Annotated in this window: 15 protein-coding genes; 3 read left to right on the forward strand and 12 right to left on the reverse strand. The window is 63.8% G+C overall.

Annotated features, from left to right (window positions below):
- Positions 1-2,246 precede the first annotated feature (2,246 nt).
- Entirely contained in the window at positions 2,247-3,407 is a 1,161-nt protein-coding gene (hpnH, locus tag XI04_RS37710; protein WP_038971554.1) for an adenosyl-hopene transferase HpnH, read from the reverse strand.
- A gap of 36 nt (positions 3,408-3,443) precedes the next feature.
- Positions 3,444-4,370 (reverse strand): 4-hydroxy-3-methylbut-2-enyl diphosphate reductase, encoded by a 927-nt coding sequence (gene ispH, locus XI04_RS37715; protein ID WP_028143209.1) that lies wholly within the window; start codon positions 4,368-4,370, stop codon positions 3,444-3,446.
- A gap of 464 nt (positions 4,371-4,834) precedes the next feature.
- On the opposite strand from ispH, the gene XI04_RS37720 reads away from it, so the two are divergent.
- Complete coding sequence (locus tag XI04_RS37720; RefSeq protein ID WP_095424631.1) at positions 4,835-7,423, forward strand: MMPL family transporter; 2,589 nt, start codon at positions 4,835-4,837, stop codon at positions 7,421-7,423.
- Here XI04_RS37720 and XI04_RS37725 read toward each other — a convergent pair.
- Entirely contained in the window at positions 7,391-8,029 is a 639-nt protein-coding gene (locus XI04_RS37725) for a DUF2147 domain-containing protein (RefSeq protein WP_028143207.1), read from the reverse strand. The two genes, XI04_RS37720 and XI04_RS37725, sit on opposite strands and share 33 nt — an antisense overlap.
- Positions 8,030-8,170: 141 nt before the next feature.
- Here XI04_RS37725 and hpnO point away from each other — a divergent pair, with 141 nt between their 5' ends.
- On the forward strand, positions 8,171-9,562 hold the full coding sequence (gene hpnO, locus XI04_RS37730; RefSeq protein WP_018315705.1) for an aminobacteriohopanetriol synthase HpnO: 1,392 nt from the start codon (positions 8,171-8,173) through the stop codon (positions 9,560-9,562).
- Positions 9,563-9,717: 155 nt separating this feature from the next.
- On the opposite strand, the gene XI04_RS37735 is transcribed toward hpnO, so the two are convergent.
- The 6 genes from XI04_RS37735 to XI04_RS37760 all read right to left on the reverse strand — a co-directional run bounded on the left by XI04_RS37735 (position 9,718) and on the right by XI04_RS37760 (position 15,134).
- Positions 9,718-10,482, reverse strand: a complete 765-nt coding sequence (locus tag XI04_RS37735) for an anti-sigma factor family protein (RefSeq protein WP_271609374.1) — start codon at positions 10,480-10,482, stop codon at positions 9,718-9,720.
- On the reverse strand, positions 10,479-11,030 hold the full coding sequence (locus XI04_RS37740) for a sigma-70 family RNA polymerase sigma factor (RefSeq protein WP_028143205.1): 552 nt from the start codon (positions 11,028-11,030) through the stop codon (positions 10,479-10,481). The genes XI04_RS37735 and XI04_RS37740 overlap by 4 nt, the downstream gene beginning before the upstream one ends.
- A 103-nt stretch (positions 11,031-11,133) precedes the next feature.
- On the reverse strand, positions 11,134-11,469 hold the full coding sequence (locus XI04_RS37745; protein WP_038971551.1) for a cupredoxin domain-containing protein: 336 nt from the start codon (positions 11,467-11,469) through the stop codon (positions 11,134-11,136).
- A 14-nt stretch (positions 11,470-11,483) separates the two neighbouring features.
- Positions 11,484-12,428 carry a metallophosphoesterase family protein gene (locus XI04_RS37750; protein ID WP_028143203.1) on the reverse strand — a complete coding sequence of 315 codons (945 nt, stop codon included), beginning with the start codon at positions 12,426-12,428 and terminating at the stop codon, positions 11,484-11,486.
- 192 nt (positions 12,429-12,620) lie between these two features.
- On the reverse strand, positions 12,621-13,502 hold the full coding sequence (locus XI04_RS37755) for an alpha/beta fold hydrolase (protein ID WP_038947795.1): 882 nt from the start codon (positions 13,500-13,502) through the stop codon (positions 12,621-12,623).
- Positions 13,503-13,514: 12 nt separating this feature from the next.
- Positions 13,515-15,134 (reverse strand): GMC family oxidoreductase, encoded by a 1,620-nt coding sequence (locus tag XI04_RS37760; protein ID WP_028143201.1) that lies wholly within the window; start codon positions 15,132-15,134, stop codon positions 13,515-13,517.
- A gap of 214 nt (positions 15,135-15,348) precedes the next feature.
- Here XI04_RS37760 and XI04_RS37765 point away from each other — a divergent pair, with 214 nt between their 5' ends.
- Entirely contained in the window at positions 15,349-16,518 is a 1,170-nt protein-coding gene (locus tag XI04_RS37765) for a M20 aminoacylase family protein (protein WP_038971549.1), read from the forward strand.
- 150 nt (positions 16,519-16,668) lie between these two features.
- On the opposite strand, the gene XI04_RS37770 is transcribed toward XI04_RS37765, so the two are convergent.
- The 3 genes from XI04_RS37770 to XI04_RS37780 all read right to left on the reverse strand — a co-directional run bounded on the left by XI04_RS37770 (position 16,669) and on the right by XI04_RS37780 (position 21,073).
- Positions 16,669-18,297, reverse strand: a complete 1,629-nt coding sequence (locus tag XI04_RS37770) for an inorganic phosphate transporter (RefSeq protein WP_028143199.1) — start codon at positions 18,295-18,297, stop codon at positions 16,669-16,671.
- A gap of 98 nt (positions 18,298-18,395) precedes the next feature.
- Positions 18,396-19,838, reverse strand: coding sequence for a UdgX family uracil-DNA binding protein (locus tag XI04_RS37775; RefSeq protein ID WP_271609376.1), 1,443 nt, complete (start codon positions 19,836-19,838; stop codon positions 18,396-18,398).
- Entirely contained in the window at positions 19,838-21,073 is a 1,236-nt protein-coding gene (locus XI04_RS37780) for a putative DNA modification/repair radical SAM protein (protein ID WP_038971568.1), read from the reverse strand. Before XI04_RS37780 ends, XI04_RS37775 begins: the two co-directional genes overlap by 1 nt.
- Positions 21,074-21,168 lie beyond the last annotated feature (95 nt).

Here is a 21,168-nt window from a genome sequence, read left to right on the forward strand (position 1 = left end):
TGTAAAGCCCAGCGGTCTCATCGAAGGATGGCTAGGCTCCTTGCATTCCTTGCGCTGCAGAGAATAGCCAAGGAGCGAGCGGTGCGGTCGGGGCGGGGCGCAACGATATAGTACGTCGTGCGATCAGATAGGAGCAAACAAAAAACATTACAGCGAGCCCCTCGAAAATAAGAACGACGGATGGCGGCGCTCCGCTAAAGTAAACTGCAACTCCAGCAAAGAAGTAGTAGAAAAAAGCGATTAGGCAAGCGCCCATCGCAAACCAGACGAATTTGGACGGAGCCATAACATGCGGGGTTCTAAATAGACGATAAAGCAACAGCCCGCACGCCGTGATTCCCAATGGAATGATCGACGCACCTATTGTTGTCAGTACGAGGTCGCTGGCCATCAGCTTAGCCACCTCAGTCACAGCGCCAGGATTCCAAATCAAATCGATGATGGCGGGGTTAACTCAAGCCAATCACATAGCCCAAGAAGAACACTCCCCAAAGACTTGGCGCAATAATGGTCACTGGAGCTTCCACGGCCGCGCGCCGGGAAACTATGCTGGGGTGAGCAGCAAACAATCTTGACGACAAGGAGTGGACTCTTTTCTCGCGTCCCAGCGCTTCCAGCATTGATGGCGCACCAATAGTCGCCGCTGACGTGCTATCAGCATAAAGTTCGCGAACACGCAAAAAACTCCGGTGCTCGGCAAATAGGAGGATAAACGTTTGGCATCCCTTCTTTGGTGGATGTATGCGATCGTTGATCGGCTTGCGCTGCAGCGCTGAATTGGCGACGTTTTCCAACCCGCGGTAATTACGAATTGCGGTGACGGTGCATTAATTGACGCCGACGGCTGCCGCGGCTTGGCTCGTCTTGCCCGTGACGTCACTCCCGGCCATCTCATGTCACCCAGCGTGGCAACAGTCGCCATCGCACGTTCTTCGAGGGCGGCTACTATGCGCTCTATCGCGATCTGCTGGGACGGCGAACTGTACCTCATCCTGGTGCCGTCCGACGTCGACGGGCTCCGCCGTGCGCTCGCGCGCCTCCACAGCAGCCATGCCGTGATCACCTAAGCGCGAACGTAGGGTCGGTTCAGCGCCGCCGCCATGGACGAGGAGTATCTCAATTACGGTGACGGCCGGCAAATGCAATGCCGGGCTACGGTTCTACTCTGCATGGGGTTGTTTTTTGATCTTTGCAGACGCCGGACGATCGAGGGAGAGGGCAGATGTCAAAATGACCCGTCGGGCAAAACAGGCGAACGCCCGTCAATCCCTTCCGGCAAAAATATTCCACTTTCCCGAATTTCTGATTTGTGGCATAGAGCGGTTATCCCGGCCCTCCCATAGGGGCGCTTCGCGATCGTCACGAGATGCGGGCCGGGGTGCGGTGGACGCGGCAGCGCCGGCGCGAGAGGCGATGACAGGGCGGGCGACCGTGAGTCATGCGCAACGCGGGACGAACGGCGTGGTCACAGCGGTTTTGGTCGTCGTCGGGGGCGAGCACACGCTAGCTCCCGGCGATCAGGTCAAACCGTCCGCGGACGGAGAAGTCGTGTGGTCCTGACGCCCGGGGTTCTGGCGTCAAGGCTTGCGGTGATGTGGCGGCCAACCGGTGCGCACATCGATCAGCTGCAAGGTGACGGGGGCAATAGTGCAACGCTCCCCGGGGAGAGCACGAAGGACACCGTTAAAACCATCCGCGCAGGGAAGGCCGGGCGACCGGCAACACCTGTAGTCCACCCCGTGTGCGTTTTCCATGCACGCGGACCGCGGGTGCCGCCGGCGCCCGGCCTTCCCTGCGCCCTCTGGTCCAGTTGAGGGCGGCGACGATCAGCAAAACTCGGGCGAAAGAAGCCGCGGGAATGCGAAGGTGTGTCTGCGATGGAGAGCGCGAACGGCAAGAGCAAGCTGCTGCCGCACACTCCGTCATTGCGAGCGCAGCGAAGCAATCCAGGCTGTCTCCGCGGAAAGATTCTGGATTGCTTCGCTGCGCTCGCAATGACGGCGAGGGAGAATGACTCGATCTCCTCTCGTGCCCCGGACGCAGCGCAGCGTCCCTTCGACGATGCGCTGCAGAGCCGGGGCCCATGCATCGACACGGCACGCGGCTGCTGGGTCCCGGCTCTGCGCAGCAGCGCAAAGAGCGCTGCAGTGCGTCCGGGACACGGACCGCCGGCACAACGACCCACAAAAGAGAAGGCCCGGTCGCGATCGCGGCCGGGCCTTCGTGGTGAGAGTTGATTGTCCCGCTTACGCCGCGGTCGAAGCCTTCTGCGCGGCCTTCGCCTGCGCGGCCTCGGCCTCGTCCTTGCGGATCTCCGACAGGCGCTTCTGCACTTCCGCCGAGAAGATGTACTGCGCCGGGCGCTGCTTGCTCATGTCGATCTCCGGCGCCATCGGACCGGAGGTCCTGATGCCGCGCAGCGACACCCACATCGCCTTCAGCGGGTTGTTGAGGGCGGCGGTCGCCGCCGTCGGCTCGTAGCCGCAATGGGCCATACAGTCGGCGCACTTCTCGTACTTGCCGGTGCCGTAGGTTTCCCAGTCGGTGGTGTCCATCAGCTCCTTGAAGGTTTTTGCGTAGCCTTCACCGAGCAGATAGCAGGGCTTCTGCCAGCCGAAGATGTTGCGCGCGGGCATGCCCCACGGCGTGCACTCGTATTCCTGGTTGCCGGCGAGGAAGTCCAGGAACAGGCCGGAATGCATGAAGTTCCACTTCTTGCCCTTGCCCATCGCGAAGACGTCGCGGAACAGCTTCTTGGTCTTGGTGCGGTTGAGGAAGTGCTCCTGGTCCGGCGCGCGCTCATAGGCGTAGCCCGGCGACATCGAGACGCCGACACCGAGCTCGACGGTGAGGTCCAGGAATTTCGCGATCTCCTCGGCCGGATGGCCGTCGAAGATGGTGGCGTTGACGTTGACGGTGAAGCCGCGCGCCTTGGCCGCCTTGATCGCGGACACCGCGCGGTCGAACACGCCCTTCTGCGACACCGCCTTGTCGTGGTGGTCCTTCAGGCCGTCGAGATGCACGGAGAAAAACAGATAAGGGGAGGGCTCGAACAGATCGAGCTTCTTCTCGAGCAGCAGCGCGTTGGTGCAGAGCGAGACGAACTTCTTGCGCTCAACGAGGCCGCGCACGATCTCGCCGATCTCCTTGTGGATCAGCGGCTCGCCGCCGGGAATGGCGACCATCGGCGCGCCGCACTCGTCGGCCGCGTCCCAGCACTCCTGCGCCGTCATGCGGCGGTTGAGGATCGCATCCGGATAATCGATCTTGCCGCAGCCGACGCAGGCGAGGTTGCAGCGGAACAGCGGCTCCAGCATCAGCACGAGCGGATAGCGTTTGCGGCCAAGCATTTTCTGCTTGAGCAGATAGGCGCCGATACGCATTTCCTTGAAGAAGGGGATAGCCATTACAAAGTTTCTTTCTGGGCTTGGAATTCGGGTGGGTCAGCTCGCAGCCAATTGGGCCGGAAGCCGGAATTCGATGTTTTCCTCGCGGCCCGGCAGTACCTGGACCTTGACCGGTCCGATCCGCCGCATCGCTTCGATCACGTCATCCACGAGTACCTCGGGCGCCGAAGCGCCGGCCGTGATGCCGACAGTCCTGGCATTCTTCAACCACTCCGGATTGAGCTCGCTGCCGTCGGCAATCAAATAACTCGCGACGCCGGCTTCGGTGCCGATTTCGCGAAGCCGGTTCGAATTCGAGCTATTGGCAGCGCCCACCACCAAGATCACGTCGACCAGCTTGCTCAAGTCCCTTACCGCAGATTGGCGGTTCTGTGTCGCATAGCAGATATCCCGGATATCCGGACCTTGAATATCTGTAAAGCGGGTCTGAAGGGCCGCGATGATATCCTTGGTGTCGTCGACCGACAGGGTGGTCTGGGTGATGTAGGCCACTGGCGTATCGGCCGGCAGCGTCAGGGCCGTAACCTCTTGAACGCTTTGGACAAGCAGCACGGGGGCGGGAACCTGGCCCATCGTGCCCTCGACCTCGGGGTGGCCGGCATGGCCGATAAGGATGAGTGTGCGGCCCCTGGTGATGTAGCGCTTCCCCTGATTGTGAACTTTCGTGACCAGCGGGCAGGTGGCATTGAGCACGGGAAGGTCGCGCGCGGCGGCCTCTTCCTCGACGCTGCGGGCGACGCCGTGAGCGCTGAAGACCGTCACCGCCTTCGGCGGGACCTCGGACAGCTCCTCGACGAAGATGGCTCCTTTGTTCTTCAGGCTCTCGACGACGTATTTGTTGTGCACGATCTCATGGCGCACGTAGACGGGCGGGCCATACTTCTCCAGCGCCCGTTCCACGATCTCGATCGCACGCACCACGCCCGCGCAGAAGCCGCGCGGCTGCGCCAGATAAACTTCCATTGGACGTCCATCACGCAAGTTGCACCAATCCGTTTCGCAAGTTCCCGGCGGCACCCCGATACTGACCAATGCGTTGCAATATCCGCACCATCGGTCCGCGCACGCGGTAGCCACCCACCCCCGTCGGGGCTCCGGCGCATGGAGGCGCAATACTTTGTGTCAAAAAATCGGCGATAAGGAAAGTCCGAATGGCCCCGGGTTCCCCGCTAGGCCAATTTTACGGTATTATAGTAGAGATGAGGGTGTATGCAAGCCATCGACATCAGTGACCAGCCCTTGGTCACGTTCCCGCCTCAACTCCCCGGCTATACCGATCGCCCCGCATGATTTTGCCACGGTCTTCCGCCGTTTACCTCGAACCTTCTGGCGGCGAGAGCCTCTCAAAACAGCAATAGGTTTCGCCCGGGAACTCCGATAAACAGCGGGCGTTTCCGGCAAAGCTGTTAACCGCAGAAAGAAAAGAAGTGCTGCAAAGCGTAGTCGTTGCCATCGTCAGGGCCTGCACCCGGTTTGCCTCCCTCGTCGTCGTTCTCGGGCTCCTGCTGTCGGTGGGAGCGGGCTATTACGCTGCGCGCCACTTCGCCATCAACACCGACATCAATTCGCTGATTTCCCAGAATCTCGACTGGCGCAAGCGTGACCAGCAGTTCGACAAGGCGTTCGATCAAAACGAAACGATCCTCGCTGTGGTCGAGGCCCGGACCCCGGAGATGACGAGCGCAGCGGCCGACGCGCTCTATGCCAGGCTGAAGGACGACAAGACCAACTTCCAGTCTCTGCAGCAACTCGGCAGCGGCGAGTTCTTCGAAAAGAACGGACTGTTGTTCCTGCCGACCGAAGAGGTCGGCAAGATCACCAGCCAATTCGAATCTGCAGCGCCCCTGATCGAGATCATGGCTGGCGATCCCTCGATCCGCGGCCTGACCGGCGCGCTGGAGACGGGACTTGCCGGCGTCAAGCGCGGCCAGATCAAGCTCGACAACACCGAGCGTCCGTTCAACCTGATCGCGCAGACGGTCGAGACCGTGCTCAACAAGGGCAATGCGAGCTTCTCCTGGCGCGAGCTCGTCAGCGACGAGCCGCTGAAGGATTCGGACAAGCGCGCCTTCATCGAGTTCAAGCCGATCCTCGACTACAACGCGCTGGAGCCCGGCAAGGATGCCACCGACGCGATCCGCAAGGCCGCGGCCGATCTCGATTTTCCGACCAAATACCAGGCGCGGGTGCGGCTGACCGGCCCAATCCCGATCGCCAACGAGGAATACGCCACGGTTCAGGAAGGCGCCGTCGTCAACGGCGTCGGCACGGTTCTCGTCGTGCTGCTGATCCTGTGGCTGGCGCTGCATTCGGCGAAGATCATCTTCGCGGTGTTCGTCAATCTCTTCGTCGGCCTCGCGCTGACGACCGCGGCCGGCCTGATGATGGTCGGATCGTTCAACCTGCTGTCGATCGCGTTCGCTGTGCTCTTCGTCGGCCTCGGCGTCGATTTCGGCATCCAGTACAGCGTCCGCTACCGCTCGGAGCGCTTCAAGCACAACGACCTTTCGGGCGCGCTGGTGCTGGCGGCGAAGCGCTCGGCGGTGCCGCTGTCGCTCGCGGCGATGGCGACCGCGGCCGGCTTCCTTTGCTTCATGCCGACCGACTACAAGGGCATCGCTGAGCTCGGCCAGATCGCCGGCGTCGGCATGCTGGTGGCGTTCCTCTCCTCGATCACCGTTCTGCCGGCCATGCTGAAGCTGCTGAACCCGCCCGGCGAGAAGGAGCCGGTCGGCTACGCCTTCCTGGCGCCGCTCGATCACTTTCTGGAGAAGCACCGCGTGCTGGTCGTGGGCGGCACGCTGCTGCTGGCGCTCGCCGGCCTGCCGCTGCTCTATTTCATGAAGTTCGACTTCAATCCGATGAACCTGCGCAACCCGAGGGCGGAATCGATCGCGACCTTCCTCGACCTGCGCAAGGATCCCAACACCGGCGCCAATGCCATCAACGTGATGACCACGTCCGAGGAGCAGGCAAGGCAGGTCGAGGCGAAGCTCGAGAAAGTCCCCGAGGTGCTCCGGGTGATGTCGCTCAACAGCTTCGTGCCCCAGGATCAGCCGCCGAAGCTGAAGCTGCTCGCGCAGGGCGCCAAGGTGCTGAACCCCGCACTCAACCCTGATCAGATCGATGCGGCGCCGACCGACAAGGAAAACGTCGAGGCGCTGAAATCCTCGGTCGACAATCTGCGCCGGACCGCGGGCGATGCGAAGGGGCCGGGCTCGATCGCCTCGCGCCGTCTGGCAGACGCGCTCGAAAAGCTCGCCAATGGCGACGAGGCCACGCGCAACAAGGCGCAGGACGTGTTCGTCACGCCGATGAAGGTCGTGTTTGACCAGCTCAGGAACGCGATGCAGGCCGGGCCCGTCACCCTGAGTTCACTGCCATCCGATCTCGTCAGCGCCTGGAAGAGCAAGGACGGCATCATCCGCGTCGAGGCGCTGCCCAAGGGCGATCCCAACGACAACGACACGCTGCGCAGATTTGCGGCGGCGGTGCTGGTTGCCGAGCCGACCGCGATCGGCGGGCCGGTCTCGATCCTGAAATCCGGCGATACCGTGGTGAAGGCATTCATCCACGCCGGCATCTACGCGCTGCTGGTGATCGGCCTCTTGCTGTGGATCACGCTACGCCGCTTCGTCGACGTGCTGATGACGCTGGTGCCGCTCCTGGTTGCCGGCGCGGTGACGCTCGAGATCTGCGTGTTGATCGGCCTGCCGCTCAACTTCGCCAACATCGTCGCGTTCCCGCTGCTGCTCGGCGTGGGCGTCGCCTTCAAGATCTATTATGTCGTGGCCTGGCGCTCGGGCAGGACAAATCTGCTCCAGACCAGCCTGACGCGCGCGATCTTTTTCAGCGCACTGACGACGGCGACCGCGTTCGGCAGCCTGTGGCTGTCGAGCCATCCCGGCACGTCCAGCATGGGCAAGCTGCTGGCACTTTCGCTGGTGACGACGCTCGCCGCCGTGTTGCTGTTCCAGCCGGCCCTAATGGGCAAACCCCGCAATCTCAGGGAGTAGGCAGATGTCGCCGACCGGGTCGGCGGAACCCTTCTGACTCGGCTTTGCGGGGGCGGTGGCGCTCTTCGGGGCCGCCGCAGCCGGAGCAGGCGCCGCTGTCGCGCCCATCGTGCCCTGAGCCTTCGGTGCCGCGCCGGTGGACTTGGGCGCGCCCTTGGCCATGGCATTGGCGGTGCTCGAGGGGATCGGCGGTCCGACTCGCGTCCAGGTCTCGCCGCCGCAGAGGAAGCCCATTACGCAGCCCTTGATTTCCAGCTGGTCGGCACCGGCCGGCGTGATGGTCGCGCTATAGAGCTGGCCGTCCTTGGCGTTGTAGACCTGCCCTTCCCACTGATCGGCGCCGGGCTTCTTCTTCATGTCGATCAGCGTCGCCATGCCCAGTGTCGGCCTGGTCTTTTTCGAGGCATCCGGATTGTTCTCGTCGCGGCCGCCGGGCTGCTTTTCCCAGGAAACGGCGCCCCACATGCTGCCATTGCATTGGGCGACGCGAATGTTGGCGACGCCGTCGGCAACCCGCCAGTCGCCGGTGGGATCGGCGGCGAGCGCCGGGGTCAGGCAGGTGTAACCGCCAGCCAGTATTAGTCCGGTGTAAAGGGCTAAACGCATGATAGTTCCTTGGCAGTGCAACATGGGCTAAAGCTGTGCTTGCGAAGATGGTCCGAAAAAGGGCAAAAGGCCGCACAGACCGTTTTCAGTAACGGTCCCTTTTCAGTTGACGAGACGGCCCTCAACCGAAGTATGTAACGGATGCACAGCCCAAATCCAGACATGTCTGAGCTTTTCGCGGACCGTCAGGCCCAGCGCAGCACCCTGCATAATCGGTATCTGAACGAGCAGTTCGTTCGGGTCCTCAAGACCATCGGCTACGATGTCGGCTTCCAGAAGGGGCAGGGGCAGTATCTGTACGATCGCGACGGCGCGCGCTATCTCGACTTGCTGTCCGGCTTTGGCGTGTTCGCGATCGGGCGCAATCACCCGGTCATGCGCGACGCGCTCAAGAGCGTGCTCGATGCCGACCTGCCCAACCTCGTCCAGTTCGACGTCTCCGTGCTCGCCGGCGTGCTCGCCGAGCGGCTGCTGAAATATGTCCCCTATCTGGACAAGGCGTTCTTCGCCAATTCCGGCGCCGAATGCGTCGAAGCTGCGATCAAGTTCGCGCGCGGCGCCACCGGCCGCCCGGGCATCGTCTACTGCGCCCACGGCTATCATGGCCTGACCTATGGCGCGCTGTCGCTGACGGGCGATTCGAATTTCCGCACCGGCTTCGAGCCGCTGCTGCCCGGCTGCACCTCGATCCCGTTCAACGATCTGGCCGCGCTGGAAAAGGCGCTTGCCTCGCGTGAGGTCGCAGCCTTCGTGGTCGAGCCGATCCAGGGCAAGGGCGTCAACATGCCCACCGACGAGTTCCTGCCGGGCGCGGCCGCACTCTGCAAGAAATACGGCACGCTGTTCGTCGCCGACGAAATCCAGACCGGCATGGGCCGCACCGGCCGTTTCCTCGCGGTCGAGCACTGGAACGTCGAGCCCGACATGGTGCTGCTGTCGAAGTCGCTGTCGGGTGGCCACGTGCCGGTTGGCGCGGTGCTGACGCGCAAGGCCATCTTCGACAAGATCTTCAACCAGATGGACCGCGCGGTGGTGCACGGCTCCACCTTCTCCAAGAACGACCTCGCGATGGCCGCGGGCATCGCCACGCTGGACGTGATGGAATCCGAGAAGCTGATCGAGTCTGCCGCCAAGCGCGGCGCCGAGCTGCGCCTCGCACTGACGCGCATGGTGCCCGGCTATGAGCTGATGAAGGAAGTGCGCGGCAAGGGTCTGATGATCGGCGTCGAGTTCGGCCCGCCGAAATCGCTGCGGCTGCGCGCCTCCTGGAACGTGCTGGAGACCGCCAACAAGGGCCTGTTCTGCCAGCTCATCACCGTGCCGCTGTTCAAGGATCACAAGATCCTGACCCAGGTCGCCGGTCACGGCAGCCACACCATCAAGCTGCTGCCGCCTCTCACCATCACCGAGGAAGACTGCAGCTGGATCGAGAAGGCGTTCGACGACGTCATCGCCGGCAGCCACAAGGTCCCCGGCGCGATCTGGTCGCTCGGCAAGACGTTGGTGGACAACGCAGTGCGAAGGTCGGCCTGACTTCGGCCGAGCCATTTCGGCAATCGTCATTGCGAGCGAAGCGAAGCAATCCAGACTGTCTCTGCGAAGGCAACCTGGGGATTGCTTCGTCGCTCCAGCGCAAAATTGCTTCGCAATTTTGTCGCGAGCTCCTCGCAATGACGGTGTAGCAAGATCTATCCCTCCACATTCGCCTTCATCGCTGTCTCGAACTTGTCGACGAACTCGGCGAGCTCGTCGGCGCCGATGTCGCTGACGGCCCAGAAGTTCAGGCCGCGCTCGCCCCAGCGGCGGCAGTTGAAGCCCTGCATGGTCTGGGTCTTCGGCGGCTGGTGCTCGGTGCTCGATGTCTGTGCCACGAACAGGTTGATGACGTGCTGGCGACGCTTGTAGACGACGGCGCCGATGGCGCGGGCGTCGATATAGTCGAGCCGGCCTCCGACCAGCGTAAAACCCTGCGCGGTGAGGTCGATCACGGGCGGGGCGACGTCGAGCTTGCCGTTGAACCACGGCTTGACGGTGTGCTGGTCGGTCGAGACCACGTCGGTGAGGTGGCCGGCCTGCAGCGAGCGCAGATGCGCGGAGACGACCTCCGAGAGGATGCGCTGCTGGTCGTCCTGGCGCAGCACGATGGCGACGATTCCGGTTGCCGCGAGCGCGGAGACCGCCGAGCCCATCGCAAAGCCGCGCAGCACGGAGCGGCGGCTCGGCTGGGGCTGCGGCTTCGGCAGCGAGGCCTCGATCTTGTTGCGCAGGCTGGTGGGCGCGACGTAGCGCAAATTGGTGTCGGCAAGCACGCGCTGCATTTCGCGCTGTACGGCCAATTCCGCAGCGCACCCGGGGCAGCCCGCGATATGGGCTTCGACCTCGCGCGCATGGCCGGCGTCGAGCTCGCCGTCCAGCAGCGCGTGAAGCATGATCCTTGCTTCGTCGCAGGTCATTTCGCTTGCTCCTCTTCCGCCGTCCAGGCCGCGCGCAGCAGGGCACGGGCGCGAGCGAGGCGGGACATCACGGTGCCGATGGGCGCGCCGACGGCTTCTGCGATTTCACGATAGGACAGGTTGTTGATCTCGCGCAGCACGAAGGTTTCCTTGAACGGTTCGGCGAGCGCCTCGATCAGCTTGCGGATGGCGCCGGCATCGCGGCTGCGCAGCACTTCGGTCTCCGGGCTCGCCTCGCTCTCCTGCCAGATCGGCGTCTGCTCGGCGGCGCCGGGCGTATCCTCGAACGCGCTGGGCCTGTGCGCACGACGGGCGTATTCTGCGTTGCAGACGTTGCGCAGGATCGCGAACAGCCATGGCTTCATCGCCGGCCCGCGATAGCTGTCGAAGTGCTTCAGCGCGCGCAGATAGCACTCCTGCACCGCATCTTCCGCATCGGAGGCGTCGCGCAGCAGATAGCGCGCGAGCGTGTAGACGTCGTCGAGATGGGGCAGCGCCGCTTCGCGAAAACGCCGGGCCTTGTCTGGATCGTCGCTTGTCGGTGGCATCGCCGCTCGCTTTGCCGTTTCGCCTGATGTCGCCGGGGACGCAGGAGCCCGGCCGGCGTGGGACCACCGGCCGGGCAAGGCGTTGATGCCTTGGTTGGAGACGTTACTCAACCTTGATCATCCCCGTCATGTGCGGGTGCAGCGAACAAAAATATTTGTAGTCGCCCGCGTTGATGAAGGTGAACGAGAACTTGTCGTCGGTGTCCAGGGTCTTGGACCTGAACTTGCCGGCCGACACGATGGTGTGCGGAATGTCGTCCCGGTTGGTCCAGGTCACGGTGGTGCCGGTCTTGATCTTGAGCTCGGCCGGCTGGAACACGAAATTGTCGATATGAATGTCCATGTCGTCGGCACGGGCCTTTGTTGCGGGCAGCAGGATGGCCGCGGCCAGAGCAAGTCCGAGATCGACGCCGAAGTCGCGGCGGTTGAGTGTCTTCATTGTCAGCTTCCACCCTAGCCCTGGAGCGGCGTGTCGATGATCGCGAGCCGCTGCTCGTTCTGCTTGAAGTTGATGCTGGCAACGCCGAGCATGGAGCGCAGTTTTGTGTCCTCAACCTTCATCGGTCCGGGCGAGGGGGCAGCTCCCGGCGCTGGCTGCGGGAAAGCAGTCGAGCGCGCGGTGTGGAAGGTGACGTTACCCTCGACCTTCTGCATCACCTGGTGGATGTGGCCGTTCAGCACGGTGACCGAGCCGAAGCCTTTCACCTGTTCCAGCGCGCGGCCGCCGTCTTCGGTGCCCCAGCCCCATTCCGGATAGACGGTCCAGAGCGGGATGTGCGCGAACAGCACGATCGGTGTCGATTTCGACTTGCCGCGCAGATCGTCCTGGAGCCAGGCGAGCTGCTCGGCGCCGAGATTGCCAAGACCCCCGGCCTTGAGGTCGACGACGTTGACGAGGCCGATGAAGTGCACGCCGCCGGCGTCGAACGAGTACCAACCCTGGCCCTTGGTGCCGCGCCCGTAACGCTCGCGATAAAATTTCACCTCCTCGTCGAGGAAGTCGTGTTCGCCCGGTACGTAGTGCACGTCGAGCTTGCTCTGCGAGATGATGCGCTCGGCATTGTCGAATTCGGCGGCCTTGGACAGATGGGTGATGTCGCCAGTGTGGATCATGAAGGACGGTTTGGCCGGCATCGCGTTGATCTTGCCCACAGCCTCCTCCAGCGTGCCGAGTGCGTTGGGATTGGCCGGCTTGTCGAAGCCGACATGGCTGTCGCTGATCTGGAGGAAGCTCATGCCGGGCACGGCCGCGGTCGCGGCCTGCGCGGAATCGATGATGCCGAGCGAGCGCGGCACGCCGCCGGTGACCGTCCAGAGCACCCCGGTGCCGGCCCAGGTCATGCATTCCAGCACCTTGCGGCGGCTGACGCCGTCGTCGCCGTGATCATGTCCGCTCATCGCGCATCTCCGCTTGCCCGGAATTGGGCGTCGGAGAGGTGATTGGGGGAGGAGGGGACTTATTCGCGGGAGGTGATGACGATTTCGTGAGGGCGGCTCGTGTCCCGGACGCAACGCAGCACCTCTTGGTGATGCGTTGCAGAGCCGGGACCCGGAAGGCCTCACGTTACGCGGTGAGCCGGGGCACGAGACCTACTTCGCGAATTCTCGCACAGCCTCCACCACGGCCGTGGGCGCTTCCTGCGCCACACAATGCCCGGCGTCCTCGAACACCATCGTGCTGACCTGCGGAATCAGCGACACCGCGCGCCGCGCCATCTCCCAATAGATCGGCCCCGACTTCGCAGCGGTCGTGACGCGCACGGGACAGTCGATCTCGGCGAGCAACCCAAACGGATTACCGCGGGCATCGCCAACGTAAACCTGCGCCATCGCTTCGTAGATCGGGCGCAGGATCGCCGCCTCGGTCTCCGGTGTACAGCAGAGCCGCACCCGGCCATTCTCCAGCGGCACGAAGCCGTGGCGCACATAGGCTCGAAGCGAGGTCACGGTCCAATCTGCAAACGCTGGCGCGGTGCGATAGCGTTCGAAGACGGCATCGGCACTGTCGAACTCGGCGCGTCGACGTAGCGTGCCCTCTACTCGCGATAAGGATTCCTCGTCCAACCCTCCGGCGCGCGCCGCGCGCGGGTCCATGATGGTCGGCTCCATCACGAACAGGCGTGTGAAGCGTCCGGGCAAGAGTTTTGCCGCGAGCAGGAGATCGGTCGCGCCCGCACTGTGGCCGATGCCGTAGACGTCTCGCAGGCCGATCGCATCGACCACCCGGCAAACATCCTCCGCATAGTCCAGGAAATGATAGGCGCCGGGCTTGTGGCTGGCGCCGTGGCCGCGGCGGTCGAGTGCATAGACGGTGTAGGTCGATGCAAGCTCGCGCGCGACTTCGTCCCAGACGTCGGCGACGAAGCCAGTGCCATGAACGAGCAGGGCAGGTGGCTTGCCGCTCTCGCCCCATTGCAGCATGGCGATCTCTGCGGCGGCCGGGCCGATTGAAAAGCGGTGGGGATTGATCATGGCGACAGGATGCTACTTCGCATCCTCCAAGATCATCGCCGCGCCTTTCTCGGCGATCATCGCCGTCGGCGTGTTGGTGTTGCCCGACGTGATGGTCGGCATGATCGAGGCGTCGACAATGCGCAAGCCGCTGAGGCCATAGAAGCGCAGCCGCTCGTCGACCACGGCCATCGGATCGCTCACGGCGCCCATCTTCGCCGTGCCGACGGGGTGGAAGATGGTGGTGCCGATATCGCCGGCAGCCTTTGCGAGCGAGGCGTCGTCATCGCCGACGGAGGGACCCGGCAGATATTCGCTCGGGCGATATCGTGCCAGCGCCTTCTGCTGCATCAGGCGGCGCGTGGTGCGGATGGCGTCGGCGCCGACCTGGCGGTCGTCGTCGGTCGACAGATAATTCGGCGCGATGATCGGCTTCTCGTCAGGGCTCGCCGAACGCAGCCGCACGGTGCCGCGCGAGGTCGGCTGCAGATTGCAGGCGCTGACCGTGATGGCGGGGAAACGGTGCAGGGGATCACCGAACTTGTCGAGCGACAGCGGTTGCACGTGGAACTGGATGTTGGCGCGTGCGCGTGTCGCATCGGAGCGCGTGAAGATGCCGAGCTGCGACGGCGCCATGGTCAGGGGACCGCGGCGGCGGAAGGCGTAGTCGAGCCCCATCAGGCCGCGGCGGAACAGATTGTAATAGGTCTCGTTCAGCGTGCGCACGCCCTCGACCTTGTAGATCGCACGCTGCTGGAGGTGGTCCTGCAGATTGCGCCCCACACCGGGCTTGTCCATGACGATGTCGATGCCGAGCGGCGACAGCCAGTCGGCGGGGCCGATACCGGAGCGATGCAGCACCTGCACCGAGCCGATCGAGCCGGCCGACAGGATCACTTCGCGTTTCGCACGCGCTTCGATCATCTCGCCGTTCTGGATGAAGCGCACGCCGACGGCGCGGCCCCGCTCGATGATGACGCGGTCGACCAGCACATGCTTCTCGAGCCGCAGGTTCGGGCGCCTCAAGGCGGGCTTGAGGAAGCCGCGTGCCGACGACCAGCGCCGGCCGCGCTTCTGGTTGACGTGGAAATAGCTGGTGCCTTCATTGTCGCCGGTGTTGAAATCCGGGATGCGCTTGATGCCCATCTCCTCGGCGGCATCGCCGACGGCATCGAGAACGTCCCATGACAGCCGCGGCGCCTCGATGCGCCAGCCGCCCCCGGCGCCGTGATGCTCGCTGGCGCCGAGGAAGTGATCCTCGAGCTTCTTGAACAGCGGCAGCACGTCGTCATAGCCCCAGCCGGTCATGCCGAGTTGCCGCCAGTGATCATAATCGGCGGCCTGGCCGCGCATCGAGATCATGGCATTGATCGCCGAGCAGCCGCCGATCACCTTGCCGCGGGGATAGGCGAGCGAGCGGCCGTTCAGGCCGGGCTCGGCCTCGGTCTTGAACATCCAGTCCGAGCGCGGATTGCCGATCGCAAAGAGATAGCCGACCGGGATGTGGAACCAGATCCAGTTGTCGTCGCCGCCAGCTTCGAGGACGAGGACGCGATTGCCGGGATCCGCCGACAGCCGATTGGCGACGATGCAGCCCGCCGTACCTGCCCCGACGACAATGTAGTCAAATTCACCTTCGAGCCGTCTCGGCATTCTGCTTCCACCCAACCAGCGCGTCATGTCCGGGCTTGTCCCGGGCATCCACGCACTTTCTATCCTAATAGTCAGACGTGGATGGCCAAGACAAGCTGGCGCCAAGCCCGGCCATGACGAGAGGACAGGGGTTACCCTCGGCCCGCGGCAGTTGGGTGGACTGGCGCTTGCATGGTAGACAGTCCTGCATTTTCAACAAAGCTCGAGACCCTCCATGCCCATCGTGAACCGCGTCGCCGACCTTCAACCCGATATTCAGGCCTGGCGCCGGGACATCCACGAGCATCCCGAGCTGCTGTACGATGTTCATCGCACTGCAGCATTCGTTGCGGACCGGCTGCGTGAGTTCGGCTGCGACGAGGTCGTGACCGGGCTCGGCCAGACCGGCGTGGTCGGCGTGATCAAGGGCAGCAAGCCGGCCGGCGAGGGGCTGAAGACGATCGGCCTGCGCGCCGACATGGATGCGCTGCCCGTCGAGGAGCAGACCAACCTGCCTTACGCCTCCAAGACCCCGGGCAAGATGCACGCCTGCGGCCATGACGGCCACACCGCGATGCTGCTGGGGGCCGCCCGCTACCTCGCCGAAACCCGCAATTTCGCCGGCGATGCGGTCGTGATCTTCCAGCCCGCCGAGGAGGGCGGCGCCGGCGGCGCAGCCATGGTCAAGGACGGCCTGATGGAGCGCTTCGGCATCGAGCAGGTCTACGGCATGCACAATGGCCCCGGTATTCCGATCGGCTCGTTCGCGATCCGGCCGGGCCCGATCATGGCGGCGACCGACGAGGTCGACATCATGATCGAGGGCCTCGGCGGTCATGCTGCGCGTCCGCACAAATGCGTGGATTCCGTCCTGGTCGGTGCGCAGGTGATTACCGCGCTGCAGTCGATCGTCGCGCGCAGCGTCGATCCGCTGGAATCGGCCGTGATCTCGATTTGCGAATTCCACGCCGGCAACGCCCGCAACGTCATTCCGCAGACCGCGACACTGAAGGGCACCATCCGCACGCTCTCGCCCGAGGTGCGCAAGCTGGTCGAGAAGCGCGTGCATGAAGTGGTGGCGGGCGTCGCGCAGATCACCGGCGCGAAGATCGACCTGCGTTATCACCGCAATTACCCCGTGGTGAACAACCACGCCGCGGAGACCGAGGTTGCGCGCCGCATTGCAAAGCAGGTTGCTGGCGATGCCAACGTGCACGAAATGCCGCCGCTGATGGGCGGCGAGGATTTCGCCTATATGCTGGAAGCGCGACCCGGCGCCTTCATCTTCTGCGGCAACGGCGACAGCGCCGGCCTGCATCACCCCGCCTACAATTTCAACGACGAGGCGATCGTGTTCGGCACGTCCTACTGGGTGAAGCTGGTCGAGGAATCGCTGGCGGCGTAACTACCGACGTCATCCCGGGGCGCCTCGCAGAGGCGAACCCGGGATCTCGAGATTCCGGGTTCGGTCCTGCGGACCGCCCCGGAATGACAACCTGGAATGCAAATGGCCGGGACAAGCCCGGCCATTCGCGTTGATGGAGTGTCGTTCTTCTCAGAACATCCGCGAGAAGATCACGTAGAGCGTGGCCGACAGCATGATCGCGCAGGGCAGCGTCAGCACCCAGGCCATCAGCAAATTGCGGATGGTCGCCATTTGCAAGCCCGAGCCGTTGGCCGCCATGGTGCCGGCGACGCCCGACGACAGCACATGCGTGGTCGAAACCGGCAGGCCGAACACGTCGGCGGCGCCGATCGTAGCGGCGGCCACCAGCTCGGCCGAGGCGCCTTGTGCGTAGGTCAAATGGCTCTTGCCGATCTTCTCGCCGACCGTGATCACGATGCGCTTCCAGCCGATCATGGTGCCGAGGCCGAGCGCGATGGCGACGGCGACCTTCACCCAGGTCGGGATGAACTTCGTGGCGCTGTCGAGCCCGCCCTTGTAGGCGTTCAAGGTCGCGACCTCTTCCTTGTTGAGGTCGTTTTCCTTGTCCTTCATCAGGAAGCGGATCGCTTCCGAGGTCAGGTACATGTCGTTACGGGTGTTGCCGACCACTTCCGCCGGCACCTTGTTGAGCGAGCCGTATTTCGCGACCTGGTCGCCGACATCCTTCACCAGCACCGACAGCGAGGGGTAGGTGCCTTCGCTGATGTGGTGCGAGGTGATGTACTGGGTCACCGCAGGACGGGGATCGCCGATGATCGAGTGACCGGCACCCTTGGCCGCGATCACCTTGGAGGCGGCATCCGAGACCTTCTGGAACTGGGCGACCTGGGATTCCGGCAGTGCGCGGTTGAGCGCGTAGGCGGTCGGCACGGTACCGATCAGGATCAGCATGATCAGGCCCATGCCCTTCTGGCCGTCGTTCGAACCGTGCGCGAAGCTGACGCCGGTGCAGGTCGCGATCAGCAGGCCGCGGATCCAGAGCGGCGGCGCCTTGTTGCCTTCGGGCGCAGCATACAGGGCCGGGTTGCGCACGATGAACTTGAGCAGCAGCAGCAGCGTCGCGGCGCAGATGAAGCCGAACAGCGGCGACAGCAGCAGCGCGTAGCCGATCTCGGTCGCCTTGGTCCAGTCCACGCCCGAGGTGCCGTCGCGGCCGCGCATGACGGCGTTGGCGACGCCGACGCCGATGATCGAGCCGATCAGCGTGTGCGAGGAGGAGGCGGGCAGGCCGAAGAACCAGGTGCCGAGATTCCACAGGATCGCGGCGATCAGCAGCGCGAACACCATCGCGAAGCCGGCGCTGGAGCCGACCTGCAGGATCAGCTCGACCGGCAGCAGCGAGACGATGCCGAAGGCGACCGCGCCGGAGGACATGAGCACGCCGAGGAAGTTGAAGAAGCCCGACCACATCACCGCGACTTCGGCCGGCAGCGAATGGGTGTAGATCACGGTCGCCACCGCATTGGCGGTGTCGTGGAAGCCGTTGACGAATTCGAAGCCGAGCGCGATCAGGAGCGCGACGAACAACAGGATGTAGGGCAGGTAGCTCGTCACGCGTGCGCCGGTCGCGTTGACGTCGACATAGATGCTGTAGGCGACGAACAGCAGCCCCGCGGCGAGGATGCCGAAGAACAGGATCATCGTCAGCGGATTGAAGCCCTTGTCGAGATTTGGCCGCGAGGCCGGCTGGATCGGCGCGGGATCGGCTACCGCGCGGTCGAATGCAACATCGGTCATGTCTGGACGCCCCTTAACTTTGAAGTAAGGGTATTGTCCGCGATGGATTTGAAGGCTGGATGACAAGCGGCGGTTGAAAACCGTTTTCCTGCCAATATTTAGGCGGCCCGCGCGGCTTTCTTCTGCAAGCCGGCCACGATCTTCAAATCGTCGACAAAGCGCTGATATTCCAGAACCTTGGCTTCCGGATCGGGCAGCCGCAGCAGATAGGACGGGTGCACCGTCACCAAAGCCTTGCGTCCGTCGGGAAGGTCGATGAGCCGGCCGCGGGTCTTGCCGATCGGAGTGATCTTGCCGAACACGCTTTGCGCGGCGGTGGCGCCCATCGCCACGATCAGATCAGGCTGGATTGCCGAAACTTCCCGTTCGAACCATTGCCGGCACGCTTTGATCTCCGGCGTATTCGGCTTCTGGTGCAGGCGGATCTTTCCGCGCGGCACGAATTTGAAGTGCTTCACTGCGTTGGTGACATAGACCTTCTTGCGGTCGACACCGGCCTCCTCCAGCGCACGGTCGAGCATCTGGCCGGCCGGGCCGACGAAGGGATGGCCGGCGAGGTCTTCCTTGTCGCCGGGCTGCTCGCCGACCAGCATGATGTTGGCGGATCTCGGGCCCTCGCCGAACACGGTCTGGGTCGCGTCCTTGTAGAGATGGCAGGCGCGGCAATGCGCGGCCTCCGCGCGGAGCGCTTCGAGATCGTCGGCAGCTGGCTTGCGTTTCATCGGAGCCTCCGGCCGCTTCTGAGGCTTGTGCGGATCGGTTGCGGCATTGGCGATCATGGCGCCGGTCATGCGTTCGGCGTCCTCGATCAAGGGCTTAATGATCGAGGCCTCGGGCAGGTTCCTCCAATATTTCTTCGGCATCTCGGCCTGCATCGCCTTCACCTTGAGCCGGGCCGGATTGAAGATGCTGGCGTAATAGCGCCGCCAGGTCTCCTCCAGCCGGTCTTCGCGCGGTGCTTCGCTCTTGCTGACGCCCGGCGTGAACGCGAGCGCGTGGCCGTCCCAATGTGCGCAGAGGTCCGGCGTCAGGATCGACCAGGGCATGTCGGCAAAGCGTCTTGCGAAGAACGGGGCGGCGAGCTCGACGATGTGATGCTCCGGCTCGAACCAGGCGACGTAATGCGCTGCGCGCTCGCGTCCGATCTCGCGGAAGCGGACGAAGGCGTGCATCTTGTGCTCGTCGCGATGGACCGCGCGAGCCATCGCCGTGACCTGCGCGACGTCAGGGTCGGTCGCGACCTCGATGAGATCGTGGTTGTCCTTCAGCCGCCAGAGCAGGCGATAGAGGATCGCAAAGCGCTGGATATCGCGGTGCAGGATTGCGGCCTGGGCTAGCTCGACGAATTTGCCTGATACGTTGAAGGTGCCTTCGTTCGCCTCGAGGATCGGAGACGGTGCTTGCGGCGCGAACAACTCCGCCTCGCCGCCCTGCACGGTCCAGGTGACATCGGTGGGCTGCACGTGATGAAGCACGAGGCTGCGCGCGGCTTTGCGCCAGCCGTCGAAATCGGTTTCGGTGTCGAGGGTGATGTACTGCATCAGAAGCCAAATCCCAGTTGCGTTGCTTTCGGCTTGAACCGTTCGATCAGCCCCGCGGCATCGAGACGGTGCGGCGAGGGCCGGTGATCGCTGAGGACGATGAACGGCAGCGCCTTGTTGCGGGGCACGTGCAGGCGGGCGAGATCGGCGAGGCGGATCGTGGTGGTGCGCCGTGTTGCAATGATGCGCTCGACCGCCTTGGTGCCGAAGCCCGGCACGCGCAGCAGCTCCTCGCGGCTGGCGCGGTTGACGTCGAGCGGGAAGCGGTCGCGATGACGCAGCGCCCAGGCCAGCTTCGGATCGATGTCGAGTGGCAGCATCGCGCTGTCGTCGACGATCTCCGCAACGTCGAAACCGTAGAACCGCATCAGCCAGTCGGCCTGGTAGAGCCGGTGCTCGCGCAGCAGCGGCGGCTGCACCAGAGGCAAGGCGCGGCTGGCGTCGGGGATCGGGCTGAAGGCGGAGTAGTAGACGCGCCGCAGACGGTAGGCGCCGTAGAGATTGGCGCTGGTGTGGAGAATGGTGTGGTCGGAGGCTGCATCAGCACCGACGATCATCTGCGTGCTTTGGCCCGCCGGCGCGAAGCGCTGCGGCTTTGCCTTGGTCTTCGCGCTGCGGCCTTCCTCGGCCTCGTCCAGCTTCAGCCGCAGCCGGCCCATGGTGCGGCGGATCGCGCGCACGTCCTTCTCCGGCGCGAATTGCTGCAGGCTCGTTTCCTCGGGCATCTCGATGTTGATGGAGAGACGATCGGCATATTTGCCGGCTTCCGCGATCAGCGCATCGTCGGCCTCGGGAATGGTCTTGAGATGGATATAGCCGCGGAAGTGATGATCCTCGCGCAGCTTTCGCGCGACGCTCACGACCTGCTCCATGGTGTAGTCGGGGCTGCGGATGATGCCTGAGGAGAGAAACAGACCCTCGATGTAATTGCGCCGGTAGAAGTCGAGCGTGAGCTTCACCACCTCGTCGACGGTGAAGCGGGCGCGCGGCACGTTGGAGGAGGCGCGGTTGACGCAATAGAGGCAATCGTAATTGCAGGCGTTGGTCAGCAGCACCTTGAGCAGCGAGATGCAGCGTCCATCCGGCGCATAGGAATGGCAGATGCCCATGCCGGGTGCGGTCGACCCCATGCCCTTGCCGTCGCTGGAATCCCGCTTCTCCGTGCCGCTGGAGGCGCAGGACGCGTCGTATTTGGCGGCGTCCGCCAGGATTTCCAGCTTGCGTTGTACGTCCATCTTGGAATCCCTTTGATTCAGCTCATGAATCCGCTTGCGCGCCAATTCGATTGACTCTCTACGCGCCGTTAGCTTTATATTAGAACATATCATGA

Origin of the sequence: Bradyrhizobium sp. CCBAU 11430 (assembly GCF_028128855.1) — a bacterium.
Lineage (GTDB): Bacteria > Pseudomonadota > Alphaproteobacteria > Rhizobiales > Xanthobacteraceae > Bradyrhizobium > Bradyrhizobium ottawaense.